The following is a 21,715-nucleotide window of genomic DNA, read 5'->3' on the forward strand; positions in this document are numbered from 1 at the left end:
CCTATGGTGCAATCTCCGCAAAGGAGTCCGCCATGTCCCATGCCACCGAGCCCACGCCTGTCCAGCGCCGCACCGCCTGGCTGATCCGCGACGGCTTTGAGCTGACCGTCGTCACCTACGCCCCGCGCGATCCAGACTTCGCCGACACATCCTCCGCGTCGCGTTAAACGCGAGGCGGAATTTCCGGAACAGGTTATCAATTACGCCCCTATATATTCGAAAATCATCTTTTCGCTGACACATCCCTCGCCTCATGTTAAAAAATTCGCATTTCGCGAACATATCGTCCCCCACATGTTAAAGCCGACCTACGTCATTCCCACCCTGCCGCCACCGGCCGAGCTTGAGACCATTCGCGTCTACAAGGCCCTGACCACGGCCAGCCGGGCGCTGGCAGACCTGAAAGGCCAGGCCCGGACAATCCCCAATCAGGGCATCCTGATCGACACCCTGGCGCTTCAGGAAGCCAAGGCCTCTTCCGAAGTCGAAAACATCGTCACCACGCAGGACGAACTTTTCCAGGCCGACCTCTTCCCCGACGATCCACAATCCCCCGCTGCCAAGGAGGTCGCGCTTTATCGTGACGCCATACGGCTCGGTTTCCGAAAGCTGACAGAAACCAGCCTGATCCCGAACGCCGTCCTGATCGAAATGTTCCGCCTCCTCAAAGGCCGCACCGACGCCTTCCGGACCACGCCCGGAACCGCGCTGAAAAACGAGACTACGGGCGAAACGGTCTTTGTCCCGCCCCAGGACGCGCGCGAAATCGCCGACCACATGACGGCCCTTGAGCGCTTCGTAAATGACGACGCAGTGTCATCGCTCGACCCCTTGATAAAGATGGCGCTGATCCATCATCAGTTCGAGAGCATCCACCCGTTCCCCGACGGCAATGGCCGGATCGGGCGCATTCTTAACGTGCTGTACCTGACGCGAACCGGGCTGCTGGAGATCCCGATCCTTTACCTGTCGCGTCACATTACCCGCCATAAGGCCGACTATTACCGTCTGCTACAGGCCGTGCGTGATACCGGCGCCTGGGAAGAGTGGGTCGTCTTCATGCTTGAGGCCGTGACCGCGACATCGGCGACGACCATCCGCCTGGTCGAAGGCATCGGCACCCAGATGGCCGCCGTCAAACGCCGCATGCGCGACGAACTCCCCAAGCTCTACAGCCAGGACCTGCTCAACAACATGTTCCGGCATCCCTATACGCGCATCGAACACGTCCAGATCGACCTCGAAATCACACGCCAGACGGCGGCGAAATACCTCGATACCCTGGCCGAACACGGCTTTGTCGAAAAGCACCAGGCCGGACGCAACAACTACTACATCAACAAAGACCTCGTCCGCCTTTTCCTCGAAGTGTCCGGCGGGCGATAACCCATCCCTACGCTTGCAAACCGCGCAACCCCAGGCATACTCGGCCAAAACAGGGGAGTTGCCATGTCCGGTCTCAGAAGCTTAAGCGCGGTCCTGTTCCTGTCGGTCTCGCTTGCCGCCTGCAATCAGCCAAAAGCCGAAAGCAGCGCCGCCGAAGCCGCGATGGACGAACGCGTTGCGGTCGATCTCGTCGCTCCCGCCCCCCCTTCCGCCGGTGCCAACACCGCCATCGCTGTCGCGGTCCCGCAACTGGCCTATAGTTACGAATACAGCTTCGTCCTCCCCGCTGCCCGCCTCGAAGCCATGGTCGCGTCCCATCAGAAAGCCTGCGATGCCGCCGGTCCCGTGACCTGCCAGGTGATCTCGGCACGCGGCAGCAACGACAAGGATTCCGCCAGCCTCTCCCGCACGCTGGAACTGCGCGTCACGCCGGCCTGGCTCAAGACCTGGCAATCGCGTCTCGACGCCGACATCAAAAAGGCCAATGGCCGCATCTCGCGCCACAGCGTCGAAAGCGAGGACCTGAGCCTCCAGATCGTCGACACCGAAGCGCGCCTCAAGAACAAGGAGGCCCTGCGTGACCGGCTGGCCGAGATCGTCCGCAGCCGCCCCGGCAAGATCGCCGACCTGGTCGAGGCCGAAACCCAGCTGGCCCAGGTCCAGGGTGATATCGACGCCGCGCGCTCATCGCTCAATGTCATGAAAAAGCGCGTGGCGACGGTCCACCTGACGCTCACCTACGAAAGCGAAGCCGTCGCTGCGTCCCAGGGCACCTTCGCGCCGCTGGGCGAAGCGATGAACAGTATCGTGCGCAACATGGTCTGGGCGCTGGCCTCGCTGATCCACCTCATCGCCTACGCCGTCCCGTTCGTCCTGCTGGGCATTGGCGCGGTCTGGCTCCTGCGCCGCTGGTGGAAGGCCCGCAAGGCTAAGCGCGGCGACCAATGAAGCTGAAGCCCCACGCTCCCGACGCCCTGACGGCTCTCAGAAACGTCGGTCCGGCCGCGCGCAAGGACTTCGCTGTTCTCGGCATCGACACCGTCACGGCCCTGGCGGCCTGCGATCCGGACGACCTCTATAGCCGCTTGCAGATCGCCACCGGCACGCGCCACGATCCGTGCGTCTGGGACGTCTTCGCCGCCGCCATCCATCAGGCCAGGACCGGCGAAGCGCTGAACTGGTGGGCCTTCACGCCGGTCCGCAAGGCGCGTCAGCAAAAAGGCGACTTCGCGGCCTGAAAATGAAGGTGCTGAACGCCAACCCTATCCCAACGCCCGGATATCGCGCGCGACCTCGCTGAGATCGTTGTTCAACTGATGATCGCGGCCCGGAAGCTCGACCACGACCGCCTCAGGCAGCGCCTTGGCGTATAGACGCGCATGGCCCGGCGGCACGTCCTGGTCCCGCGTTCCGTGGTAGAGATGCACCGGCACACCCGCAACGCCCTGTGCCAGATCGACCTTGGGCAGGCCCTCGACGTCCCATCCGCCGTCGCCCACAAACGGCGGCGCAATCAGCATCACCGCCCTAGGCCTGACCGCGACGCCTTCCGCCAGGACGTGCAGCAACACCGTCCCGCCGACGCTGTGGCCGACGCACACCACGCCGTCGCCCAACTCCGCCAGGGCCTCACGCAGGACCGGCGCCCATGTGGCGTACTGCGGATCATGCTCGTCGGGCAGGCGCGGATAATGGACCACGTACCCCGCCCCCAGTTCGTGCCTCAGGCTGTTGACCAGGGCCTGATCCCACTGGTCGTGGACGTCCGCGCCGCCGCCCTGGACGAAGAGAATTTGCTGGGTCATCGGCTGGCTCCGGAGGGTTCGAAAGTCGGCCCGGAACCTGCCTTGGCCCCGTCTTCCGGTCAACCAACCAAATTGAAACTTCATGCGAACGGCAAAGGCCCGCGCGTCAGCAGCAGTCGTAAAAATTTTTGGTTAGGGTTCTGGTTCTGCTTCTGGTTGCTTAAGCATTGCCATAGCATTTGCTGACACAATTCCATTGTTTTCATTGCGGATTTTTCGCACACCCCATTTTACCCCCTCCAAAGCCTTACTTTACCGCGCCGCAATAATGATCGCGCCCCGACACGCTGACGTGCTGCAATCTTTCCCCCGAAGGAGACCGCATCCGTGACCGCCGTCCTGCTGCTCGCCAGCCTCGTCGCCCTGCTGATCGTGTCGCTTGCGATCCGCAATGAACCCCTGCGTTTTGTGCTGTTCTTCGTGCTCGGCTGCCTCACCCTCGCCCTTTGGAAAGTGTTTGCCGAGCTGCCGTGGTGGGGCTGGCTTTTGTTTGTCGCGGCCACGGCTACCGCGCTTTTCGCCTGGCGCCAGGTGACGCGCGCACACGAACAGGCCGGCTCTCCACCGGAATAATGGACACACCGTAATTTGTCCGCCCCTCCCCCCCATGTTAGCCTCCGACGAAACAGGGGACACACATGCCGGACAGACGTACCTTCTGCACAGGCGGCCTTGCGCTTGCGGCCACAGCCTTTGCCGCCCCGGCGCCCGGCCAGTCGCTCACCACGCGCGAATTCAGCTTCACGTCGGGCGGCAACACCCTGTCGGGCCTCTACGACACGCCCGCCAACCAGCCAGCCAGGGCGCTTTTGATCATCGTCCACGGCTATGGCCGCAGCGACATTGCCGGCCAGACCTCGTGGTACAACCTGCGCAGCCGTTTCACGGCTTTAGGCATCGCCACCGCCATCTGGGACAAGCCCGGCTGCGGCAAAAGCACCGGCACGTTCGACGCCAACCAATCCGTCCAGAGCAGCGCCACTGAGGTTATCGACGCCATCACCGCCCTGCAAAAGGCCGGTTTGCCGGGCGCGCACCGTCCCGGCCTGTGGGGCATAAGCCGCGCCGGCTGGATCGCGCCCCTGGCCATGGCGCAAAATCCCGATATCGGCTTCTGGATCTCGGTCAGCGGCACCGACGCCCTGGAAAACTTCGCCTATCTGCTCGAAACCAACCTGCGCATCGAAGGCCGCCCCGAGCCGGACGTCGCGCGTATTACCGGAGAGTGGCGGCGCGGCTTCACCATCATGAGCACCGGCGGGTCCTATACCGACTATCTCAAAGCCACCGAAACCCTGCGCAATGACCCGTTCATGGTCTGGCTGAACGGCGGCGCAACCGGTACCGAAGCCGGCTACCTGTCAGGCCAGAAACCCTTCCTGAGCGGAGCGGCCACGGTCGACAAAGCCACCGGCCTTCAGGTCTATGTCCCCGGCTTTGCCGAGGTCCTGGCCAGGATCGACGCCCCGGTCCTGGCCGTGTTCGGCGAACGCGACAGCAATGTCGACTGGCGCAAGACATCCGCCCTCTACCGCGCCACGCTGCGCCGCCTGACCGTCAAATCCTTCAATGACGGCAACCACAACATCCAGCAATGCGGCACAGGGGGCTTGCGGGAGATGATGGAGATGATCGAGCGCAAACCCTGCGCCGGCTATTATGAAGCCATGGACGACTGGCTGCGCACGCACGTCCTCGGCTAGACGCCCCTGCCCTCCGCCCGCGTCCAGGCGATGACCAGCCGCTCGAAATCCGGATAGATCAGGCGCGTCGGATCGACATGAAACGGCGCAGCCAAGGCCGGCAGCGCCACGATAAAGCGGTCATAACTGTCAAGCAGCGCCGCGCGGCCGGGAATGGTCTGCCGCTTCGATACCGCGTACAGGAAGTCACGGACGTGACCGACCATCTCGCGCGGATCGCCGCCATGCGCGGTGATATCCATGCCGGCCAGGTCCGAAATAAACTTCTGATAGCGATACCGCTCGACGTCGAAAACGGCGCAGCGCTTCTTCTTCTGACCGTCGTCGCCATAGCGTTTGGCGCCCAGGAAGATTCCTAGCTCCAGCGGCATGTTGAAGCGCGGCAAGGCGTTCACCGCGTCCAGTTCGGTCCGCGACAGGTCGTGAATGCCGTAACGGCTCTGCTCGATGATCCGGTAAAGCTTCTCGATCCGGGTTTCGCCGCTGTCGACGACTTCAAGGGCGCAACGCACCTGGAAGCCGCAGCGGAAAATGGCGAAGACGATCGCCTGAAAGCCTGTGGCAAAGGCGTTGTCGAATGGACAGTTGATGAAGACGCTGTTCGACGGGCTCGCCATGGCGGTCGCGAACGCTTATTTCGCGGCGCTTAGGTAGCTCTTCACAGCCTTTTCCGCCTGGCTGAGCGAAATCGATGCCTGCCGGGTCGCGGGCTTCAATGCGCTGACGACCGACCAGAACTGTCCCTTTACCGGGCGCCGCGCGGCGCTTTTAGCCTTCGATGTCGACGTCTTGCTCATGCCGTCAAGATAGCCCCTCCGGCGCGAAATAACAAGAAAGGAAGCCGGGTTTTCCCGCAATGGAGCGGGATAGCCAAATGACGCGCGAAGCATATTGGGCAAGCATCGCAGGCCCCGCCCACCGCCTTCGGCGGTCCCCCCTCCCCATAAATGGGGAGGGCGACGATTGGCTGAACCACGTTTACTTAGTGAATGTAGATGTAAATTCAATGATGTAGATTTCCCCCTCCCCATTTATGGGGAGGGGGGGACTATCTGCGGAGCAGATGGTGGGCGGGGCCTATGTGGCACTTGCCCCGGAAACAACGGGCGCCAAATCGCCCACCCCTGCCCTACACAAAATACAAATCGTCCTTCGTCACAGCCGCGCTGCCCGAGATCAGAGCCAGTTCAACCGCCGCGCCCGCACCATCGCCGTCGGCATCGAACCACAGATGCCGTGTCGCCACGTCCCAGATGAACTGCGCCGAGCTGCCAACAGCCGCCGCGCCCACGGTAAAATCGGCCGCACCCAGGACCTGCCCGGCCGCGAAACCGTAGTCAGCGCCCGTAAACACCAGTCGGTCAACACCGTGCACGAAATCGACGACGTGGTCATGGCCGTTGTCCGCCGTGCCCGAGAACACAAAGTCATCAGCGTCCGCACCGCCGCCAAGCACGTCATTGCCGCTGCCGCCGATGAGCGTATCCGCGCCATTGCCGCCCGACAAACGGTCATGATCCGCCCCGCCCGCCAGGCTGTCGTCGCCGTCCCAGCCATAGAGACTGTCATTGCCAAGCCCGCCATTCAGGCCGTTATTGCCGGAATTGCCATTGATAGCATTATGCAAGCCATTGCCGGTACCGCCGATATTGTCGGTGCCGATCAGGTTCAACACCTCGATATCAGCCGTCAGGCTATACGAAATCAGCGCCTTTACCGTATCAGTGCCTTCGTTGAAATTCTCATAGACGCGGTCACCGACATGATCGACGACATAGGTGTCGTCGCCCACGCCACCATACATCGCGTCGTTCTCGCTACCGCCATCGAGGATGTCATTACCCGCGCCGCCGATCAGCGTATCCCAGCGCGCCCCGCCATTAAGATTGTCGTTGCCAATCCCGCCGTCCAGGCTGTCCGAACCGTCCCCGCCGGTCAGCGCGTCGTTGCCCGTTCCACCATCCAGCGTATCGTGCCCGTTACCACCATCCAGCTTGTCATTGCCATCATTGCCGGTGATCACGTCATTGCCGTCGGCGCCGCTCAGCGTGTTGTTGCCGAAATTGCCGCCCAGGGAGTTGTTCAGAGCATTGCCATAGGCCGATATATTGCCATACCCCACCAGGATGACCGCCTCGACATTGTCCGAAGCCTTCCAGCTCGCGGAGCTGTAGACGCTGTCATGGCCCTGTCCCGCCGTTTCATGGACCTTGTCGGCGGCATCATCGACATAATAGCTGTCATCGCCTGCCCCACCGTAAAGGCTGTCAGCGCCGGCGCCGCCATTGAGCGTATCGTCGCCCGCCCCGCCACGCAGCGTGTCCTTGCCGCCGTAACCCAGCAGGCTGTCCGCCCCGCCGAGCCCGTCGAGCGTGTCATTGCCTTCACTACCGGTCAGGACGTCGTCGCCCTCGGTCGCGCCGAACAGGTTGCCTTTCAGGTCATAGCTGACGCCGCCGACCACAAGGGTCGAGACCTTGTGATGCGGGAAGGTCGTGTCACCGTCGTAATGGGCGGACAGGACGATGGCATCGCTGCCCGCGCCATAATGGATGATAAGGTCCCACCCACTGCGCTCGAACCGGACGTCGGCAAGGCTCAGCGCACCCGTGATCTCCAGCACGTCGGTCTCGGCCGCGGTCGATGCTCCCGATACCGTATCGACGCCGTCTCCGAGGGCGAACAGGTAGCGGTCATTGCCATTGATGCCTGACATGCGGTCATTTCCGGTCCCGCCGATCAACACATCGTCACCCAGGCCGCCGGACAGGCTGTCGTCGCCACCCAGGCCCAGCAGCGTGTCATTGAAATTGGTGCCATTCATATTGTCACCGCCCGCCGTACCGGTGAATTTCAACCCGCCCGCCAGGCTGTAGCTGACCCCGCCGACCACCAGCGTCTTGACCGAACCGCTGCCGCTCGCCAGCAGGGTGATTGCATCTCCGCCAGTGCCATAAGCCACGACCATGTTGTTGCCCGACCGGCTGAAAGTCACATCGTCTATGGTCAGCGGCCCTGTGATCGATACGACGTCGTTTTCAGCCGCCGTGGCCGACCGGATCGAGTCCTGGCCGTCGCCCAGCGCGAAGACATAGAGGTCGTCGCCCAGGCCGCCCACCAGACTGTCATTGCCCTTGCCGCCGATCAGGGTGTCATTGCCGCTACCGCCATAAACGACGTCGTTGAGCGTCGTGGCGGTGATCTGGTTGCCGGCATCCGACGCCACAACGCCCACGGCCAGGCCTGTCGCCTTGGCGGACAGGTCGACCACGCCGCCATTGGCCAGGAACAGGCCGCTGTTCGCGTTGAAATGCACCGTGGATAGAGCGTTGAACTGGTCGACGGTGACTTTCAGATTGCGACTGGCCGCGATTGTCACTTGCTCGATGCCAGTCAGCGTCGCCGCACTGACATCGCCGAAACCGCTCAGGGTGTCGCTGCCCGCGCCGCCGTCAAAAATCTCGCCAGCTTCGAAGGCGACCGTGCCGGTCAGAAGGTCGTTGTCATCGCCGCCATAGAGGCTGTCGATGCCCGCGCCACCGTCGAGCGTATCGTCGCCCCGGAACCCGCGAACCCAGTCGTTGCCGCCCAGGGCACTGAGGCTGTTGGCCGCGTGATCGCCGTTCAGCGTGTCATTGCCCTCGGTCGCCGGGCCCAGTATCAGCGGCATGTGGCCGTCGAAATTGGCGGCGACCAGGTCTGCGACATTGACGTTCTTCAGGACGACCGCCGTGTTCCATACGCCGAGATGCGAGTCCCACTGGACCAAAACATCGTTGCCGTCCTGGCGGATGATTGTCCGGACGTTGAAATCGGCCCTGAGGTAGTCCGGCATATTGCCCATTTCGAGCCGGTCGCCGCCCACGCCCGCGGTAAAGTCGGTGATCTCGATCGACTGTCCCGGCGCAATGATCACCAGGTCGCTTCCGGCGCCGGTCGTAACCTTGCCAGCGGAAGACTCGCCGGCATTGATCGTGTCATTGCCCGCGCCGCCGTCCAGGATCATGTTCCAGGGGGACATGCCGCCATTGACCGTGATCCAGTCATTGCCGTCGCCGCCATAGACGGACGGCGCGTCGCCAAAACTGAAGACCTGGATCTGGTCGTTGCCGGCGCCGCCATGGACCAGCGCGCTATAGCTGTCGATGGTGTCGTTGCCCGCGCCGCCGTCGATCGAAGCCGCACCGCCATCGTCGATGATCGTGTCGTGGCCCTCACCGCCCAGCACGGTCGCCGACGTCGCAATAGTCGCGGTAATATGGTCGTTGCCGATGCCACCGTCGATCAGGCCGCCCTGGCCCTCGATCGTGTCGTTGCCGGCGCCGCCCCGCAAGGTATCGACGCCGCCGTTGCCGTGGATCACATCGTCGCCGCCCAGGCCATCGATAAGGTCGCGAATGGCGCTGCCTTCCAATGTATCATTGCCCTCGGTCGCCGTGACGCGGGCCACAGGGATCACACCATTGAAATTGAACGCCGTCAGGTCACCGGCATTGACATTTTTCAGTACGGCGATCGTCGTCCAGCTGTCGCCGGTATCGGTATTGAGAACATGCACGTCGCTGCCGACCTGCTCGACCATCACCCAGGGGGCGAGGCCCGGGATCAGGTAGGTCGACAATATGGTCCCCACCTGCAGACGGTCGCCGCCATCCCCGGCGGTGAAATCCTCGAAGGTCAGATAATGTCCGATCAGCAATTCGGTATAGTCGCTGCCTGCACCGCCAACGATTGTGCCTCCGGACCCATTGCTCAGGACAGAGATGATGTCGTTGCCGTCGCCGCCGTAAACGATCATGTTCGTTGTATCGACCGTGGCGCCGATCTGGATGTAGTCGGCATTGTCGCCGCCATAGACGGTCGGCGAAGCGCCGCCGCTCTGGACGTCGATAATATCGCCGCCCTTGCCACCATAGATCAGCGAACTGTCGGTGAAGATGGTGTCATTACCGTCACCGCCGTCAACCAGGGCCGCCTGACCCTCGTCGAAGATCGTGTCGTTGCCGTCGCCGCCAAGGACGGTCGAGTGCGCATAGGCCTCCGCCCAGATGCTGTCGTGACCCAGCCCGCCGTCGAGCCATCCCATGCCCTTGATCGTGTCATTGCCTGCGCCACCGCTCAGGCTGTCGGTGCCACCATTGCCGGTCAGCGTGTCATTCCCGCCCAGACCGTCAATCGTATCGCTGTCGGGCGTGCCCAGGAGGCTGTCATCACCGTCCGTAGCCGGCGGAATGACGATCGAGAATATCTGGGCCTTGATGCTGCCGGTCTCATTGTCACCCAGGGTATGGCTATAGTCACCCCAGGTAATGACGTAATCGCCCCCCGTCAGCATGGTGACCGCGGGCGCATACTGATCGGCCACTGTGATGGCGTTGACCTGGAATTCCACTCCGACCTTGGCGCCCGCTGCATCGAACTGCTGCGCTTTGATCTCGGTGGTGCTGCTGCCTGCGGGGCTGCCGCTGTAGTCGTGCCATGTGACAACAAAGCCGCCGTCGGCCAGGCCGGTAACCGTTGGCGCCTGCTGTTCACGTAAAGTCACCGTGTTGACCAGAAATTCGCTTCCGATCTTCGCGCCGTTTACATCGAATATCTGCGCCTTGATGCTGTCGGAGGTATCGCCCAACGTGCCGCTTTCGTCACCCCATACGACGACAAAACCACCACTGCTCAGGGCCGCGGCATTGGGATAGGTCTGGATGCCGCCGGTGTTGGTGGCGACCGGAAATTCGCCCCCGACCTTGCGCCCCATGTAATCGAACACCTGAGCCCTGACGTCGATGGTAGAGACGTCCGATCCGATCATCTCGGTCCAGATGACGACGAAACCTTCATTGTTCAGTGCGGTTACCCTGGGCCCGGCGGGCGTCGCTGCGTCCTTGTCGTCGATCAGGAATTCCGCCCCGACCTTGGCTCCGGATGCGTCGAACAGCTGCCCGGTAATCATGGTTCCGCCACTGCTGCCGGAATCGCCCTTGAAGCCGTGCCACGTCACGACAAAGCCGCCGCCCGTCAAACCGGTGACGGAAGCGCCGCTCTGGTCGTTTTCAACCCGGGTATTGACGACAAACTCGGCGCCTGTCCTTGCACCTGTATTGTTATAGATCTGGCCCAGGATTCCCGCCCCGGCACCATCGCGGTCGTGATGGACATCCCAGGTGACGACAAACCCGCCGTCACGCAAGCCAGCGATGGCCGGCGTATATGTCGATGCATTCGCCTGGGAAAATACAAGCTGTTCACCCCCGACCTTCGCCCCCGAAGCGTCGAAGGCCTGCGCCTTGACTTCCATGACATTCATGCCGGTGTTGGCGAAGTCGAGCCAGGTGATGGCGAAACCGCCATTGCTCAACCTCGTGACGGCCGAACCGAACTGAAAGCCCTCTGTCTCGGTGTTGACCAGAAACGCCTCGCCGGCCTGAAATGCATACGCCATGGTACCCCCCGTAACTCCTGCCTGGGCCCTCGTGCCCGCTTCGACACCTCGTAGCATCGAATTTTCTTCGGCGCACCCCGGATTCATCCGGCAGGTGTTTACCAGGCAAAGTTAATCACATACCTCCCCTTAAGCGTGGCGCTTCTGTCCCGCACGCCTCCAACCTGACGAAGATTTAATATGAAAACGGACGGATGGACGAATTGTAACTGTCTCGCTCGTCCAAATTCTCCTACGCACGACATACAAGGGAACCGGGGAAACCAATGAGACATGCTTTTGCGATATGCCTGACGGCGCTGACGGTCATCACCCCGGCCATTGCCTGGGCCGAAGAGGCGCAGGGTGACTGGGTCGGCCGTATGGACAGCGGCTTCACCTTCATCCTGCACATCGCAAAATCCGCCACCGGCTACACCGCCGAACTGCGCACGCCCAACGGCAATGTGACGAAGCTCGAGCGCATTACCTCCAACGGCGTGCACCTGTCCTTTTCGACGGCCAACGGCGACCTGAGCTATGACGGCGACTGGAATGCCACCAACAGAACCTGGACCGGAACCCTGACCTTCGGGCAGGCCTACCCCGTGTCCTTCCGCCGCGCCGAAGCCGCCGACCTGGCGCCGCCTGTCCGCCGCCGCCCTCAGGAAGACGCCATTGCCGCCGGCCCCTTGCCCTATGCGCAATCGGACGTCGTCATTCCCAACGCCAAAGCCCCGGGCGTAGCGCTGGCCGGCACTTTCAGCGTCCCGGCGGGCAAGGGCCCCTTCCCGGCCGTCGTGCTGGTGTCCGGCACCGGCTACAACAGCCGCGACGAAGAGGTCGATGGCCACAAGGTCTTCCTGGTCCTGGCCGATGCGCTCAACCGCGCCGGCGTCGCGGTGCTGAGATACGACAAACGCGGCGTCGGCGCCTCGACCGGCATGCTGGATGGCGCGACGACAGCCGATCTGGCGACGGACGCCGATGCAGCGCTCAACTGGCTGGCCGCCCGGCCCGAAGTGAACCGGCGGAAGGTGGGCATTATCGGCCACTCCGAAGGCGGCGTCATCGCGCCGATGGTCGCGGTCACCAACACAAGCGCGGCCTTTGTCGTCACCATTGCCGGTCCCGGCCTGCGCGGCGACAAGCTGTTCGCCCTCCAGCGCGAGCGGATATCAACCGCCCAGGGCGTGCCCGCCGACTATATCGCCCAGCGCAAGGCCTTCGACGAAAAGCTGACCGCTGCGGCGACCTCGGGGCCTGACCCGGCTGAATCCGCAAAACGGGTCAGGGCCGTCATCGACCAGGGCCTGAAGGACAAGGTCATTACCGAAACCGAGTCCAACGGGCTGATGACGCCGTGGATGCGCTATTTCCTGAGCTACGATCCGTGCGACGCCCTCCGGCGCCTGAAGACGCCGATCCTGGTGCTCAACGGATCGCTCGACATGCAGGTCCCGGCGGCGGAAAACCTCGCCGTCATCCGCCCGGCGCTGAAGGACAATTCGCAGGCGACGATCATGGAGCTTCCGGGCCTGAACCACCTGCTCCAGACGGCGCGCACCGGATCACCTGACGAATATGGCGCGATCGATGAAACCATCTCTCCCGCGGCGCTGGAGATCATAACCCGCTGGGTCACTGCGCGCTGATCTTCGCACACGCACGATCGATTAAACGGCGCAGCAGTCATTGCCACTTGAAGTCGATATTTACACCCCTTGCACGAGCATGTCAGATTGCCCGCATGGCTGGGGGAATCGCGGACATGAAGAAAATAATCGCCGTCATCGTAGGCGCGCTGATCCTGCCCTGCGCGGGTCAAGCCGCGACCAAATCCGGGTCGGCGGCGAAAATGGAGGTCAGCGGCACCCTCGACATAAACGATGTCAGTCCGGGAAGCGCCGCAGACGTCGCCTGTGCCCGCAACGAGGACGAGCGGACGTCGGACCTGTGCGCGCAATGGAAGGCGGCGGATGCGGCGCGTGATGCGGCGAATTGGGCCATCTGGGCCCTGTTTATCGGCACCGTCGTGAACGTCCTGACACTTGTGGGGGTTGCGCTTGGCTGGCACGAAACCAAAAAGTCCGCCGATATCGCCCTGAAACAACTGAAGCTGACCCAGGCGACCACGGACACCAATGCCAGGGCCTGGCTGGCGATAAGGTGCGTGCCAAAGGGCAAGTTTATCGTCGCGGACTCGGCAGGCTTTTTCATAGATATTCATTGCACCAACCACGGCAGTTCCCCGGCACTGGGCGTCTGGGCGGATACACACCTGGGCATTTCAAACGAAAAACGGCAGGCGGACGTTGTGCTTGATGATTTCTGCAAGCGCTGCCACGACAACAGTCAAAATGGTGTAGCCGTGATGCCTGGAGAGACGCTGATATTGTCGCGATTTGTCTCTGAGAAGCTTGACGTCCTCGAAGAACAGACCGGCAAGGTCGGCGAAGGGAAGGACAGCACGCCATTCGTCTATGTCTGCGCCACCTACACGTCGCCGCATGCGCTGGGCACATTGACGACAGCCGTGGAACTGCTTGCCTACAAGACGCCGGACAAGCCTGACCAATCCATCCTGCATTTCGACACGCTGCCAAAGTCTCCGAAGGCGTGGCGCAATATCCTGCCATTCCTCCAACAGGCACGATCCAGCATCGTGACCTAGAGCGATATAGCGAAAAGTGTGGGCGGTTTTCGCTGATGGCAGCTAAGCTTTACTTCTCCGCCCCCCACATCGTGGGGAGGGGGACCATTTGCGGAGCAAATGGTGGAGGGGTACACCGCGTGCACCTCACTCACACAAACACGAAGTCCTCCTTCGCCACCCCGCCCACATCAAACCCGGCCAGGTCCACGCTCGCGCTGGCGCCCGACCCGTCGCCATCCCAATAGAGATGCAAGGCCACGGCATCCCAGACGAACTGCGCCGCCGCGCCAACAGCCCCCGTGCCTGCGCTAAACTCGGCCGCCGTCAACACATGCCCGGCCGCAAAGCCATAGTCCGCCGCAACAAACACCAGCCGGTCAATCCCGTGCACGAAGTCGCTGATCCGGTCGGTCCCATTCGCCCCGGCCTCGGCGAACACGAAGTCATCGCGCCCCGTCCCGCCGCTCAGGCTGTCATTCCCCACCGCCCCCGCCAGTGTATCATTGCCATTGCCCCCGCTTAAGCTGTTGGCGCTGCCCGTCCCGGTGATCCGGTTGCTCAAGCCGTTGCCGGTTCCGCTCACCGCCGTCCCCGTCAGGACCAGGGCCTCGACCTCCGGGCTCATGCTCCAATCGATCCCGGCATAGACGGTATCCGCGCCCTCGCCGCCCAGCTCGATAACGCGGTCGCCGACGTGATCGAGGTAATAGATGTCGTTCCCAGCATTGCCGTACATGCGGTCATTCTCGGTCCCGCCGTCCAGCACATCGTCGCCATCGCCGCCCGTCAGCGTATCCCAGCGCGCCCCGCCCAGCAGGGTGTCACTCCCTGCCCCGCCATTGAGATCGTCGCTGTCGGCACCGCCGTCCAGCACGTCATTGCCATCAAAGCCATGGATGGTGTCGTGCCCCGTCCCGCCGCTCAGGCTGTTGTTCCCGGCATTGCCCGCCATCTGATTGGCCAGCCCATTGCCGTTGCTGACCGCGTTCGCGCTGCCGGTAAAGGCCACCGCCTCGACATTGGCGGTCATATTCCAGCTTATCGACGCATAGACCGTGTCATTGCCTTCGTTGACCAGGGTGTTCTCATTCACCCGGTCGCCGACGTGATCGACGTAATAGATGTCGTCGCCAAGTCCGCCGAACATTTGATCATTGTCCAGCCCGCCATCCAGCGTGTCATTGCCGTCGCCCCCGCGCAGCGTATCCCAGCGCGCCCCGCCTTCCAGGCTGTCACTTCCGGCGCCGCCCTCTAGGACGTTGGTGACCGCATTGCCGATGATCCGGTCATTGCCCGCGCCCGTAACCGCATTCTCGATCGTCACCCCCTGGGCGATCGCGACATTGCCGGTCAGCCCGCCGACGCTCGAAAAATGCGCTGGCCTCAGATCGACCAAAGCCCCTTGCGCATAGCCGGAAAAGTCGAAGCGATCGGTCCCGCCGGCGTCCCAGACGGCAAAGATCACTGCTCCGCCGGGTGTCGCCGCATCGAACCACGGCCGGCCGGCATTGGCGTTGAAGCCGTAGGTCGTGTCGCCCGCGCGCGTATTCATATTGGCGCCATAGAGCCTTTGCGCCGCGGCGATATCGTCCATCAGCGGCGTCGAGGCATAGCGGTAATTGTTCCACCCGCCGGTATTGCTCTCGTCGAAATAGCTCATCACCGTATACTGCCGCGAGTCCTCGGCATAGGGCGCGTGGGCGGCATAGGTGATGCTGACACCGGGTGCGGCATTGTAGTCGCCCGGATGCGCCAGCCCCAGGGCGTGGCCGATCTCGTGGACCAGCACATTCTGCCCATAGCCGCCGATCACGGGCGAGGCATTGTACGACAAGGTACTGTTGATCCAGACGTCGCTGTCGAAACTGCCATAGGATTTGTCATAAGGGAAATAGGCGAAGGCCGCCGCCGCCGAGGCACCGGTCGCATAGTTGGCGAAGAGCAAGGTCGCGCTGTTGGAATAGCCTGTGCCGCCCGCCCGCACAAAGGTCAGGTTGGCGACGTCGGACCACGATTGCAGGGCCAGTTCGGCGCCAGTGATCTGGGCGGCCGAAAAGACGGAAAAGCCGCCCGTATCGCTGGGCATGGACGACGGCGCGCTGGAACGGAAGGCGTAGGTGACGATCGCGGGCGTGCCGGTGACGCCATAGCCGGACTGCGAATAGCCGTAGCGGGTGATGGCTTGCGCCGCGGCATCGACGCTGTAGGAGGTCTTGCCGTTGACGGTGTGCCCGCCGCGTTCGAATGACGGATCGACGGCTGCGACTGGCTCAGTGGCGTAGCTGTTCATGAGATAGGTCCCGCTGAAAACCGCCCCCGCAGCCGCTTTCAGCCATACCACTCTTTGGCGAATTCCGTCAGCCGGTTTCGCGTGAAATTCGCGTCACGAAGGAAAGATGCCCTTCTCCTCCCCACATCGTGGGGAGGGGAACCCCGAGTGGGTGGAAGGGTACTCCACCCACTCCGCCACGATCAGACGAAGTACAGATCTTCCTTCGTCAAAACCGCACCCGTGACGATGGCCAGCTCGAACGCCGCGCCAGCCCCCGCGCCATCGGCGTCCCACCACAGTTTCTGCGTGGCGGCATCCCAGACGAACTGCGCCCCTGCCCCCACGGCAACCGCGCCCTCGGTGAACTCCGCCGCCGTCAGCCCATGCCCGGCCGCAAAGCCATAGTCCGCGCCCGTGAACACCAGCCGGTCCAGCGTATGTTGGAAATCGACGACGTGATCATGACCATTGCTCGCGATGCCGGCGAATACAAAGGTATCCGTGCCGGTGCCACCGCCCAGCACGTCATTGCCGCTGCCTCCGGCCAGCGTGTCATTACCGTTGCCGCCCGACAGACGATCGTGATCCGCCCCGCCCGTCAGACTGTCATTACCGTCCCAGCCATACAGGCTGTCATTGCCAAGCCCGCCAGACAGGACGTTATTGCCGCTGGAGCCATTGATGGCGTTATGCAGCCCATTCCCCGTTCCGGACACCGCCGTCCCCGTCAGGTACAGGTTTTCGACGTCGGCCGTCAGCGCGTAGGACAGCGACGCCTTCACGGTATCCGTTCCTTCGCCATACAGCTCATAAACGCGATCGCCGGCGTGATTGACGATATAGGTATCATTGCCTGTCCCGCCGGACATGGCGTCATTGTCTGCCCCGCCGTCCAGCCGGTCATCGCCCGCCCCGCCGGTCAGCGTATCCCAGCGCTCGCCGCCTTCCAGCGTGTCATCGCCCTCGCCGCCGTCCAGGCTGTCACCGCCGTCGCCGCCCGTCAGGACGTCCGAGCCCGTGCCACCGTCCAGCGTATCGCTGCCACCCAGGCCCAGCAGCGTATCGACGCCTGCCCCACCAGTCAGGCGGTTGTTCAGGCCATTGCCGGTCCCGGTGGTGTAATAGTTTTCGAGCACCAGGTTTTCGACATTGGCCGTCAGCGCGTAGCTGATCAGGGAATAGACAGTGTCATTACCTCCGCCCGCGTCCTCGAACACCCGGTCGTCGCTGCGATTGACGCGATAGAGGTCATCGCCGCCGCCACCGTACATGCGGGCGCTGTCATACCCGCCGTCCAGCGTGTCATTGCCGTCGCCGCCCCGCAGCGTATCGCCCATCCCTTCGGCATAGAGGCTGTCATTGCCCGCCCCGCCGTCCAGGACGCCGCCGCTGAAGGAACCGCCGACGACTGTGTCATCCCCGGCGTCTCCATAGACATACCTGCCGATGACGTAGTCATTGCCGTCACCGCCGTGGCCCGATCCCTGGCCGATCGTGATGGTATCATTCCCTTCACCGCCAAAGCCCTCGTAGCGGGTACCATAGTCAGTACCAAACAGGCTGTCGTCGCCCGCCCCGCCATACACGGTGGTGACGCCGCCGCCGACATTGGCGTGAGCCTCGATCGTGTCATTGCCCGTCCCGCCATCGACCGTGATCCCACCGGCGAAGATCGCGTCATTGCCGTCGCCGCCGGATACGATATCGCCTGATCCCAGCGCGTAGATGGTGTCATTGCCCGCGCCGCCGTTCAGCGTGTCGGCATCGGTAGTGCGCAGCTCACCCGAGAAGGCCTTGCCGTAGATCACGTCGTAACCGCCGCCGCCGTCGATACTGTCGCTGCCGGTGCCGCCGTTCAGCCAGTTGGCGTCATCACCGCCCAGCAGGGTGTCGTTGCCGTCATCACCGGTGAGCGTGTCATAACCGCTGCCCGCCAGGACAGAGTCATTGCCCGCACCGCCCGTCAGGGTATCCGTGCCCGCGCCACCTTCGACCGTGTCGTCGCCCGCGCCGCCGTTGACTATGTCCGCGCCGTCGTCACCGCCGCCGATGAGGCTGTCATTGCCGTCACCTCCCAACAGGGTGTCACGGCTGTTGCCGCCGGTGATCGTGTCATTGCCGGCCCCGCCGTCCAGCGCGTCCGACCAGACCGTCCCCACCAGGCTGTCGTCGCCGGCGGTGCCCGAAGCGATACTGCCCAGGCCCAGGTCTTCAACCCGGACCGTCCCATCGGTGAATTTCAGCGTTTCGATGCCGGAAAGCACAAGGTTGCCGGTGATATTGGGGCCGCTGACCAGGACGACACCATCAGCACCGGCCAGGATACCGAATCTGGACTGTGTATCGCTGAAAACAGCCGTGTCTTCGCCCGCGCCGCCATCGACGGTCGCAGCACCGCTGGCGCCAATGAAATCATCGCCGTCGCCACCGTTCAGCGTGCCGCTGCCATTCAGGCTGTCATCGCCGGCCTCGCCTTCCAGCAGGGCCCAGCCATACTGACCGGCGCTGAGGACATCGTTGCCGATGCCGCCCTTGAGCGTATCGCCGCTGCCGCCAAAAAGTGCGCCATAAAGCGTGTCATTGCCCTCGCTGCCCAGCAACAAATCCGCTGCATAGGTGCCGTAGATGACGTCGTCGCCAGCACCGCCGCCCAGGGTCGGCGTTATTCCCCCGTAGCCGTTGCTCCAATTGACGCCATTGAGGCTGTCATTGCCTTCGCCGCCATCCAGCGACTGGGCGCCGTTGCCGTATATGGTGATCGTGTCATTGCCGGCGCCACCGATAAGTATCCCGCTCCCCGCGATGCTGTCATCACCTTCGCCGCCATCCAGCGTTCCCCGGCCATACAGCGTGTCGTTTCCGGCGTCGCCCTGGACCATGCCCACGCCCCCCAGCGCGTCGTTGCCTTCGCCGCCTTCGAGCGTATTGCCCTCTGCATAGTAGTCACTCAGCGTGTCGTTGCCGTCACCGCCATAAAGTCTGTCAACGCCGTCCCCCCCTTCCAGCGAGTCAGCGCCACCCAGCCCGTACAGGCTGTCATTGCCCGCCAGCCCCTGCAGCAGGTCGTTTAACGCCGAACCGCTCAGGCTGTCGGCCCCTGCTGTGCCGGGCACGTAGTTGCCGACCGAAGCCATATCGAAGGTCAGGACTTCGCCGCGAAACAGAACCGTCTCGATATTGGCAAAGGCCACGACGCCATTTGTATTCCTGAACACCACGTCCGATCCCTGCCGGTAAGCCACCGGGGGCCAGGACCAGTAGTCGAGGCTCAATGTGTCATTGCCGGCGCCGCCATCGAAGCGGCCGGTAACCTCGCTGGTGGCCTTAATGAGGTCGTCACCACCATCGCCATTGATGGTACTGTTGTAGAAGGCCCACAAGGTGTCATTGCCGGCGCCACCCGAGGCTTTTGCCCCATAGACAACAACTGAATCTTGACCGTCGCCGCCCTCGATCACGCCATAGCCGGTCAGGCTGTCATCGCCCAGTCCACCACGGATGGTGGCCCCGCCAAAGATCGTGTCGTTGCCTGCGCCACCGTCGGACAGCCGGGCCGTGCCGTCGATCGAGTCATCACCATCGCCGCCCATAAGGGTGTTGAACCCGCCTTCGCTGTCGGCATTACCCGTCAGACGATCGTTACCGACGCCGCCGTCCAGCGACCCCGAGCCGCTCAGGAAGTCATTGCCCTCACCGCCGAGCAGCGTCGCATTGGCCCACGGGGAATACAGCGCATCACCACCCACACCGCCGTCGAGATAACGCCCGCCGCGCAGGTAGTCGTTGCCTTCTCCGCCCATGAGGGTCGTCTGCCGCACCGTCGCGTTCAGTTCATCCCGCCCGTCCCCACCGTCGAGATAACCGCTGCCCGACACAGTATCGTCGCCGGCGTCGCCATAAAGGCTGTCCTGCCCACCCATGCCGTCGATCGTGTCGTTACCAGCCAGCGCGTTGATGCTGTCATTGCCAGCCGTGCCAAGCAGGCTGTCGTTGAGCTCGGTCGGCACCGTGACATCGGGATTGAATCCGCCGAAATTGTGCGTCGTCAACGACGAAACCGCCACGCCCTTCAGCGTCAGGTAGGGATAACCGCCCCAGCCACCGCTATCGACTGTAATGACAGTATCCGCCCCCACCTGCGCCAGCTTTACAATCCTCTGACCGAAGGGGTTGGTGCCCGCCGGATGGGAGGACAGGAAAACCGTGAGATCGATCACGTCACCGCCGTCACCGGCTGCGAAGTCCTGGACGACGATCTTGCCGTTGCTGCGTGGCAGGGCGTAGGTGTCTGTGCCGCTGCCGCCGTACAGGTTGATCGTTATGCCGTCGGGATTGAATGAACCTGAGAAGGTGTCATTGCCGTCGCCGCCATAAAGCGCGCTGCCGTCACCTCCGCCAAGGTTCAGGACGTCGTTGCCCGCGCCGCCCCTGAGCGTATTGACGCCCTTGTCGTCGGACAGGACGTCGTCGCCATCACCACCGTCGATCGTGTCATGACCCGCCCCGCCTGCGATGACGTCATTACCCGCGCCGCCATCCAGCACGTCGCTGCCCGCCAGTCCGGTTAGCGTATCGTCTCCATCCGCCCCGGCAATCGTATCGGCGCCTTGTAACCCCGTCAGGGCCTCATCGGTCCCCGTCCCCGTGAAAACGCCGCCTGCCGGCGCCGTGCCATCGGGCGCGAAACCGCCGAAGCTTTGCGCCGTCAGGGTGGAGGCCACGAAATTCTCAAGCGCTATCGGCGTGGAGACGTAGCCGCCATCTGCTGCGCCGTTACTGTCGTATTGGATCAGGGTCCAGGTGCCGTTCTGCACCAGCTTGACATGACCGGTTGCAAACGGATTTTCACCGCTGTCGGGCGTCAGATGCTGTATGTCGATAACGTCGCCATCGGTCACGCTGAAATCGGTGATCGTCATCTTGTAACCGGCGACAAACAGGTCTGCGCCGCTGCCCCCGCTGACGCTGGTGGTCGCTCCATATGACGTCGCCGAGATGGTGTCGTTACCATCTCCGCCGTCCGCGTAGGCGATGTTGTAGTAATCGAAGGTCCACAGGCTGATGAAGTCATCGCCTGCCCCGCCCGACACCGTCGCCGCCTGGTTGGACGACACCTCGATCGTGTCGTCGCCGTCGCCACCGTCCAGCACGTCATAACCGGCATAGTCGTAGATGATGTCGTGGCCGGCGCCTCCTTTGAGCGTGTCACTGCCATAGGCGCCAATGATCGTATCGTCGCCGTCCAGCCCGAGTATGCTGTCGGCGTCGTCCGTCCCCGGCAGCGAATCCGCACCCGTCGTCCCCGTGATATTGGCCACCAGCTTAATCCCCCCGGAAATATGTAAAATCGAAATGGTTTATGGTTAATGCACGCTAGCCCAGCAGGCGAAACCGCGCAATCTCAAGTCGCAAGGCATGCGAAAATGTTACCGCCAATAAAAAGGCCGCCGGAGATGATCCGGCGGCCTTGATATT

14 protein-coding genes are annotated in these 21,715 nt (G+C 62.9%); 8 read left to right on the forward strand and 6 right to left on the reverse strand.

Translation table 11 applies throughout. The features are described from left to right. Positions 1-32 precede the first annotated feature (32 nt). The 4 genes from AC1DON_RS20700 to AC1DON_RS20715 all read left to right on the forward strand — a co-directional run bounded on the left by AC1DON_RS20700 (position 33) and on the right by AC1DON_RS20715 (position 2,624). Positions 33-167 carry a hypothetical protein gene (locus tag AC1DON_RS20700; protein WP_476936721.1) on the forward strand — a complete coding sequence of 45 codons (135 nt, stop codon included), beginning with the start codon at positions 33-35 and terminating at the stop codon, positions 165-167. A 127-nt stretch (positions 168-294) separates the two neighbouring features. Then, complete coding sequence (locus tag AC1DON_RS20705) at positions 295-1,386, forward strand: Fic family protein (RefSeq protein ID WP_476936722.1); 1,092 nt, start codon at positions 295-297, stop codon at positions 1,384-1,386. Between the two features lie 63 nt (positions 1,387-1,449). Next, positions 1,450-2,334, forward strand: a complete 885-nt coding sequence (locus AC1DON_RS20710; protein WP_476936723.1) for a DUF4349 domain-containing protein — start codon at positions 1,450-1,452, stop codon at positions 2,332-2,334. Further along, positions 2,331-2,624, forward strand: a complete 294-nt coding sequence (locus AC1DON_RS20715; protein WP_476936724.1) for a helix-hairpin-helix domain-containing protein — start codon at positions 2,331-2,333, stop codon at positions 2,622-2,624. Before AC1DON_RS20710 ends, AC1DON_RS20715 begins: the two co-directional genes overlap by 4 nt. A gap of 24 nt (positions 2,625-2,648) precedes the next feature. Here AC1DON_RS20715 and AC1DON_RS20720 read toward each other — a convergent pair whose 3' ends face one another. Continuing rightward, positions 2,649-3,191 (reverse strand): alpha/beta hydrolase, encoded by a 543-nt coding sequence (locus tag AC1DON_RS20720; protein WP_476936725.1) that lies wholly within the window; start codon positions 3,189-3,191, stop codon positions 2,649-2,651. A 327-nt stretch (positions 3,192-3,518) separates the two neighbouring features. Between AC1DON_RS20720 and AC1DON_RS20725 the strand changes: the two genes are divergently transcribed. Together AC1DON_RS20725 and AC1DON_RS20730 are read left to right on the forward strand one after the other, a co-directional pair. After that, positions 3,519-3,764, forward strand: a complete 246-nt coding sequence (locus AC1DON_RS20725; RefSeq protein WP_476936726.1) for a hypothetical protein — start codon at positions 3,519-3,521, stop codon at positions 3,762-3,764. Positions 3,765-3,829: 65 nt separating this feature from the next. Then, positions 3,830-4,894: an alpha/beta hydrolase family protein gene (locus AC1DON_RS20730; protein WP_476936727.1), complete on the forward strand. Its 1,065-nt coding sequence runs from the start codon at positions 3,830-3,832 to the stop codon at positions 4,892-4,894. Here the strand turns inward: AC1DON_RS20730 and AC1DON_RS20735 are convergent. From AC1DON_RS20735 to AC1DON_RS20745, 3 genes are all read right to left on the reverse strand, one after another. After that, complete coding sequence (locus AC1DON_RS20735) at positions 4,891-5,511, reverse strand: hypothetical protein (protein WP_476936728.1); 621 nt, start codon at positions 5,509-5,511, stop codon at positions 4,891-4,893. The two genes, AC1DON_RS20730 and AC1DON_RS20735, sit on opposite strands and share 4 nt — an antisense overlap. A gap of 15 nt (positions 5,512-5,526) precedes the next feature. Beyond that, the gene (locus tag AC1DON_RS20740; protein ID WP_476936729.1) at positions 5,527-5,691 is read right to left on the reverse strand and encodes a hypothetical protein; all 165 of its coding nucleotides are present in this window, start codon (positions 5,689-5,691) and stop codon (positions 5,527-5,529) included. A gap of 332 nt (positions 5,692-6,023) precedes the next feature. Then, the gene (locus AC1DON_RS20745; RefSeq protein ID WP_476936730.1) at positions 6,024-11,333 is read right to left on the reverse strand and encodes a hypothetical protein; all 5,310 of its coding nucleotides are present in this window, start codon (positions 11,331-11,333) and stop codon (positions 6,024-6,026) included. A gap of 266 nt (positions 11,334-11,599) precedes the next feature. Here AC1DON_RS20745 and AC1DON_RS20750 point away from each other — a divergent pair, with 266 nt between their 5' ends. Both AC1DON_RS20750 and AC1DON_RS20755 read left to right on the forward strand, forming a co-directional pair. Next, a complete protein-coding gene (locus AC1DON_RS20750; RefSeq protein ID WP_476936731.1) occupies positions 11,600-12,967 on the forward strand; it encodes an alpha/beta hydrolase family protein in 1,368 nt (455 codons plus the stop codon). 116 nt (positions 12,968-13,083) lie between these two features. Then, positions 13,084-13,986: a hypothetical protein gene (locus AC1DON_RS20755; protein ID WP_476936732.1), complete on the forward strand. Its 903-nt coding sequence runs from the start codon at positions 13,084-13,086 to the stop codon at positions 13,984-13,986. Between the two features lie 130 nt (positions 13,987-14,116). On the opposite strand, the gene AC1DON_RS20760 is transcribed toward AC1DON_RS20755, so the two are convergent. Together AC1DON_RS20760 and AC1DON_RS20765 are read right to left on the reverse strand one after the other, a co-directional pair. After that, positions 14,117-16,258 carry a M10 family metallopeptidase C-terminal domain-containing protein gene (locus AC1DON_RS20760; protein WP_476936733.1) on the reverse strand — a complete coding sequence of 714 codons (2,142 nt, stop codon included), beginning with the start codon at positions 16,256-16,258 and terminating at the stop codon, positions 14,117-14,119. A 182-nt stretch (positions 16,259-16,440) separates the two neighbouring features. Beyond that, positions 16,441-21,558, reverse strand: a complete 5,118-nt coding sequence (locus tag AC1DON_RS20765) for a beta strand repeat-containing protein (RefSeq protein WP_476936734.1) — start codon at positions 21,556-21,558, stop codon at positions 16,441-16,443. Positions 21,559-21,715: the final 157 nt, after the last annotated feature.

It is taken from the genome of Asticcacaulis sp. P4_H10, assembly GCF_056400965.1.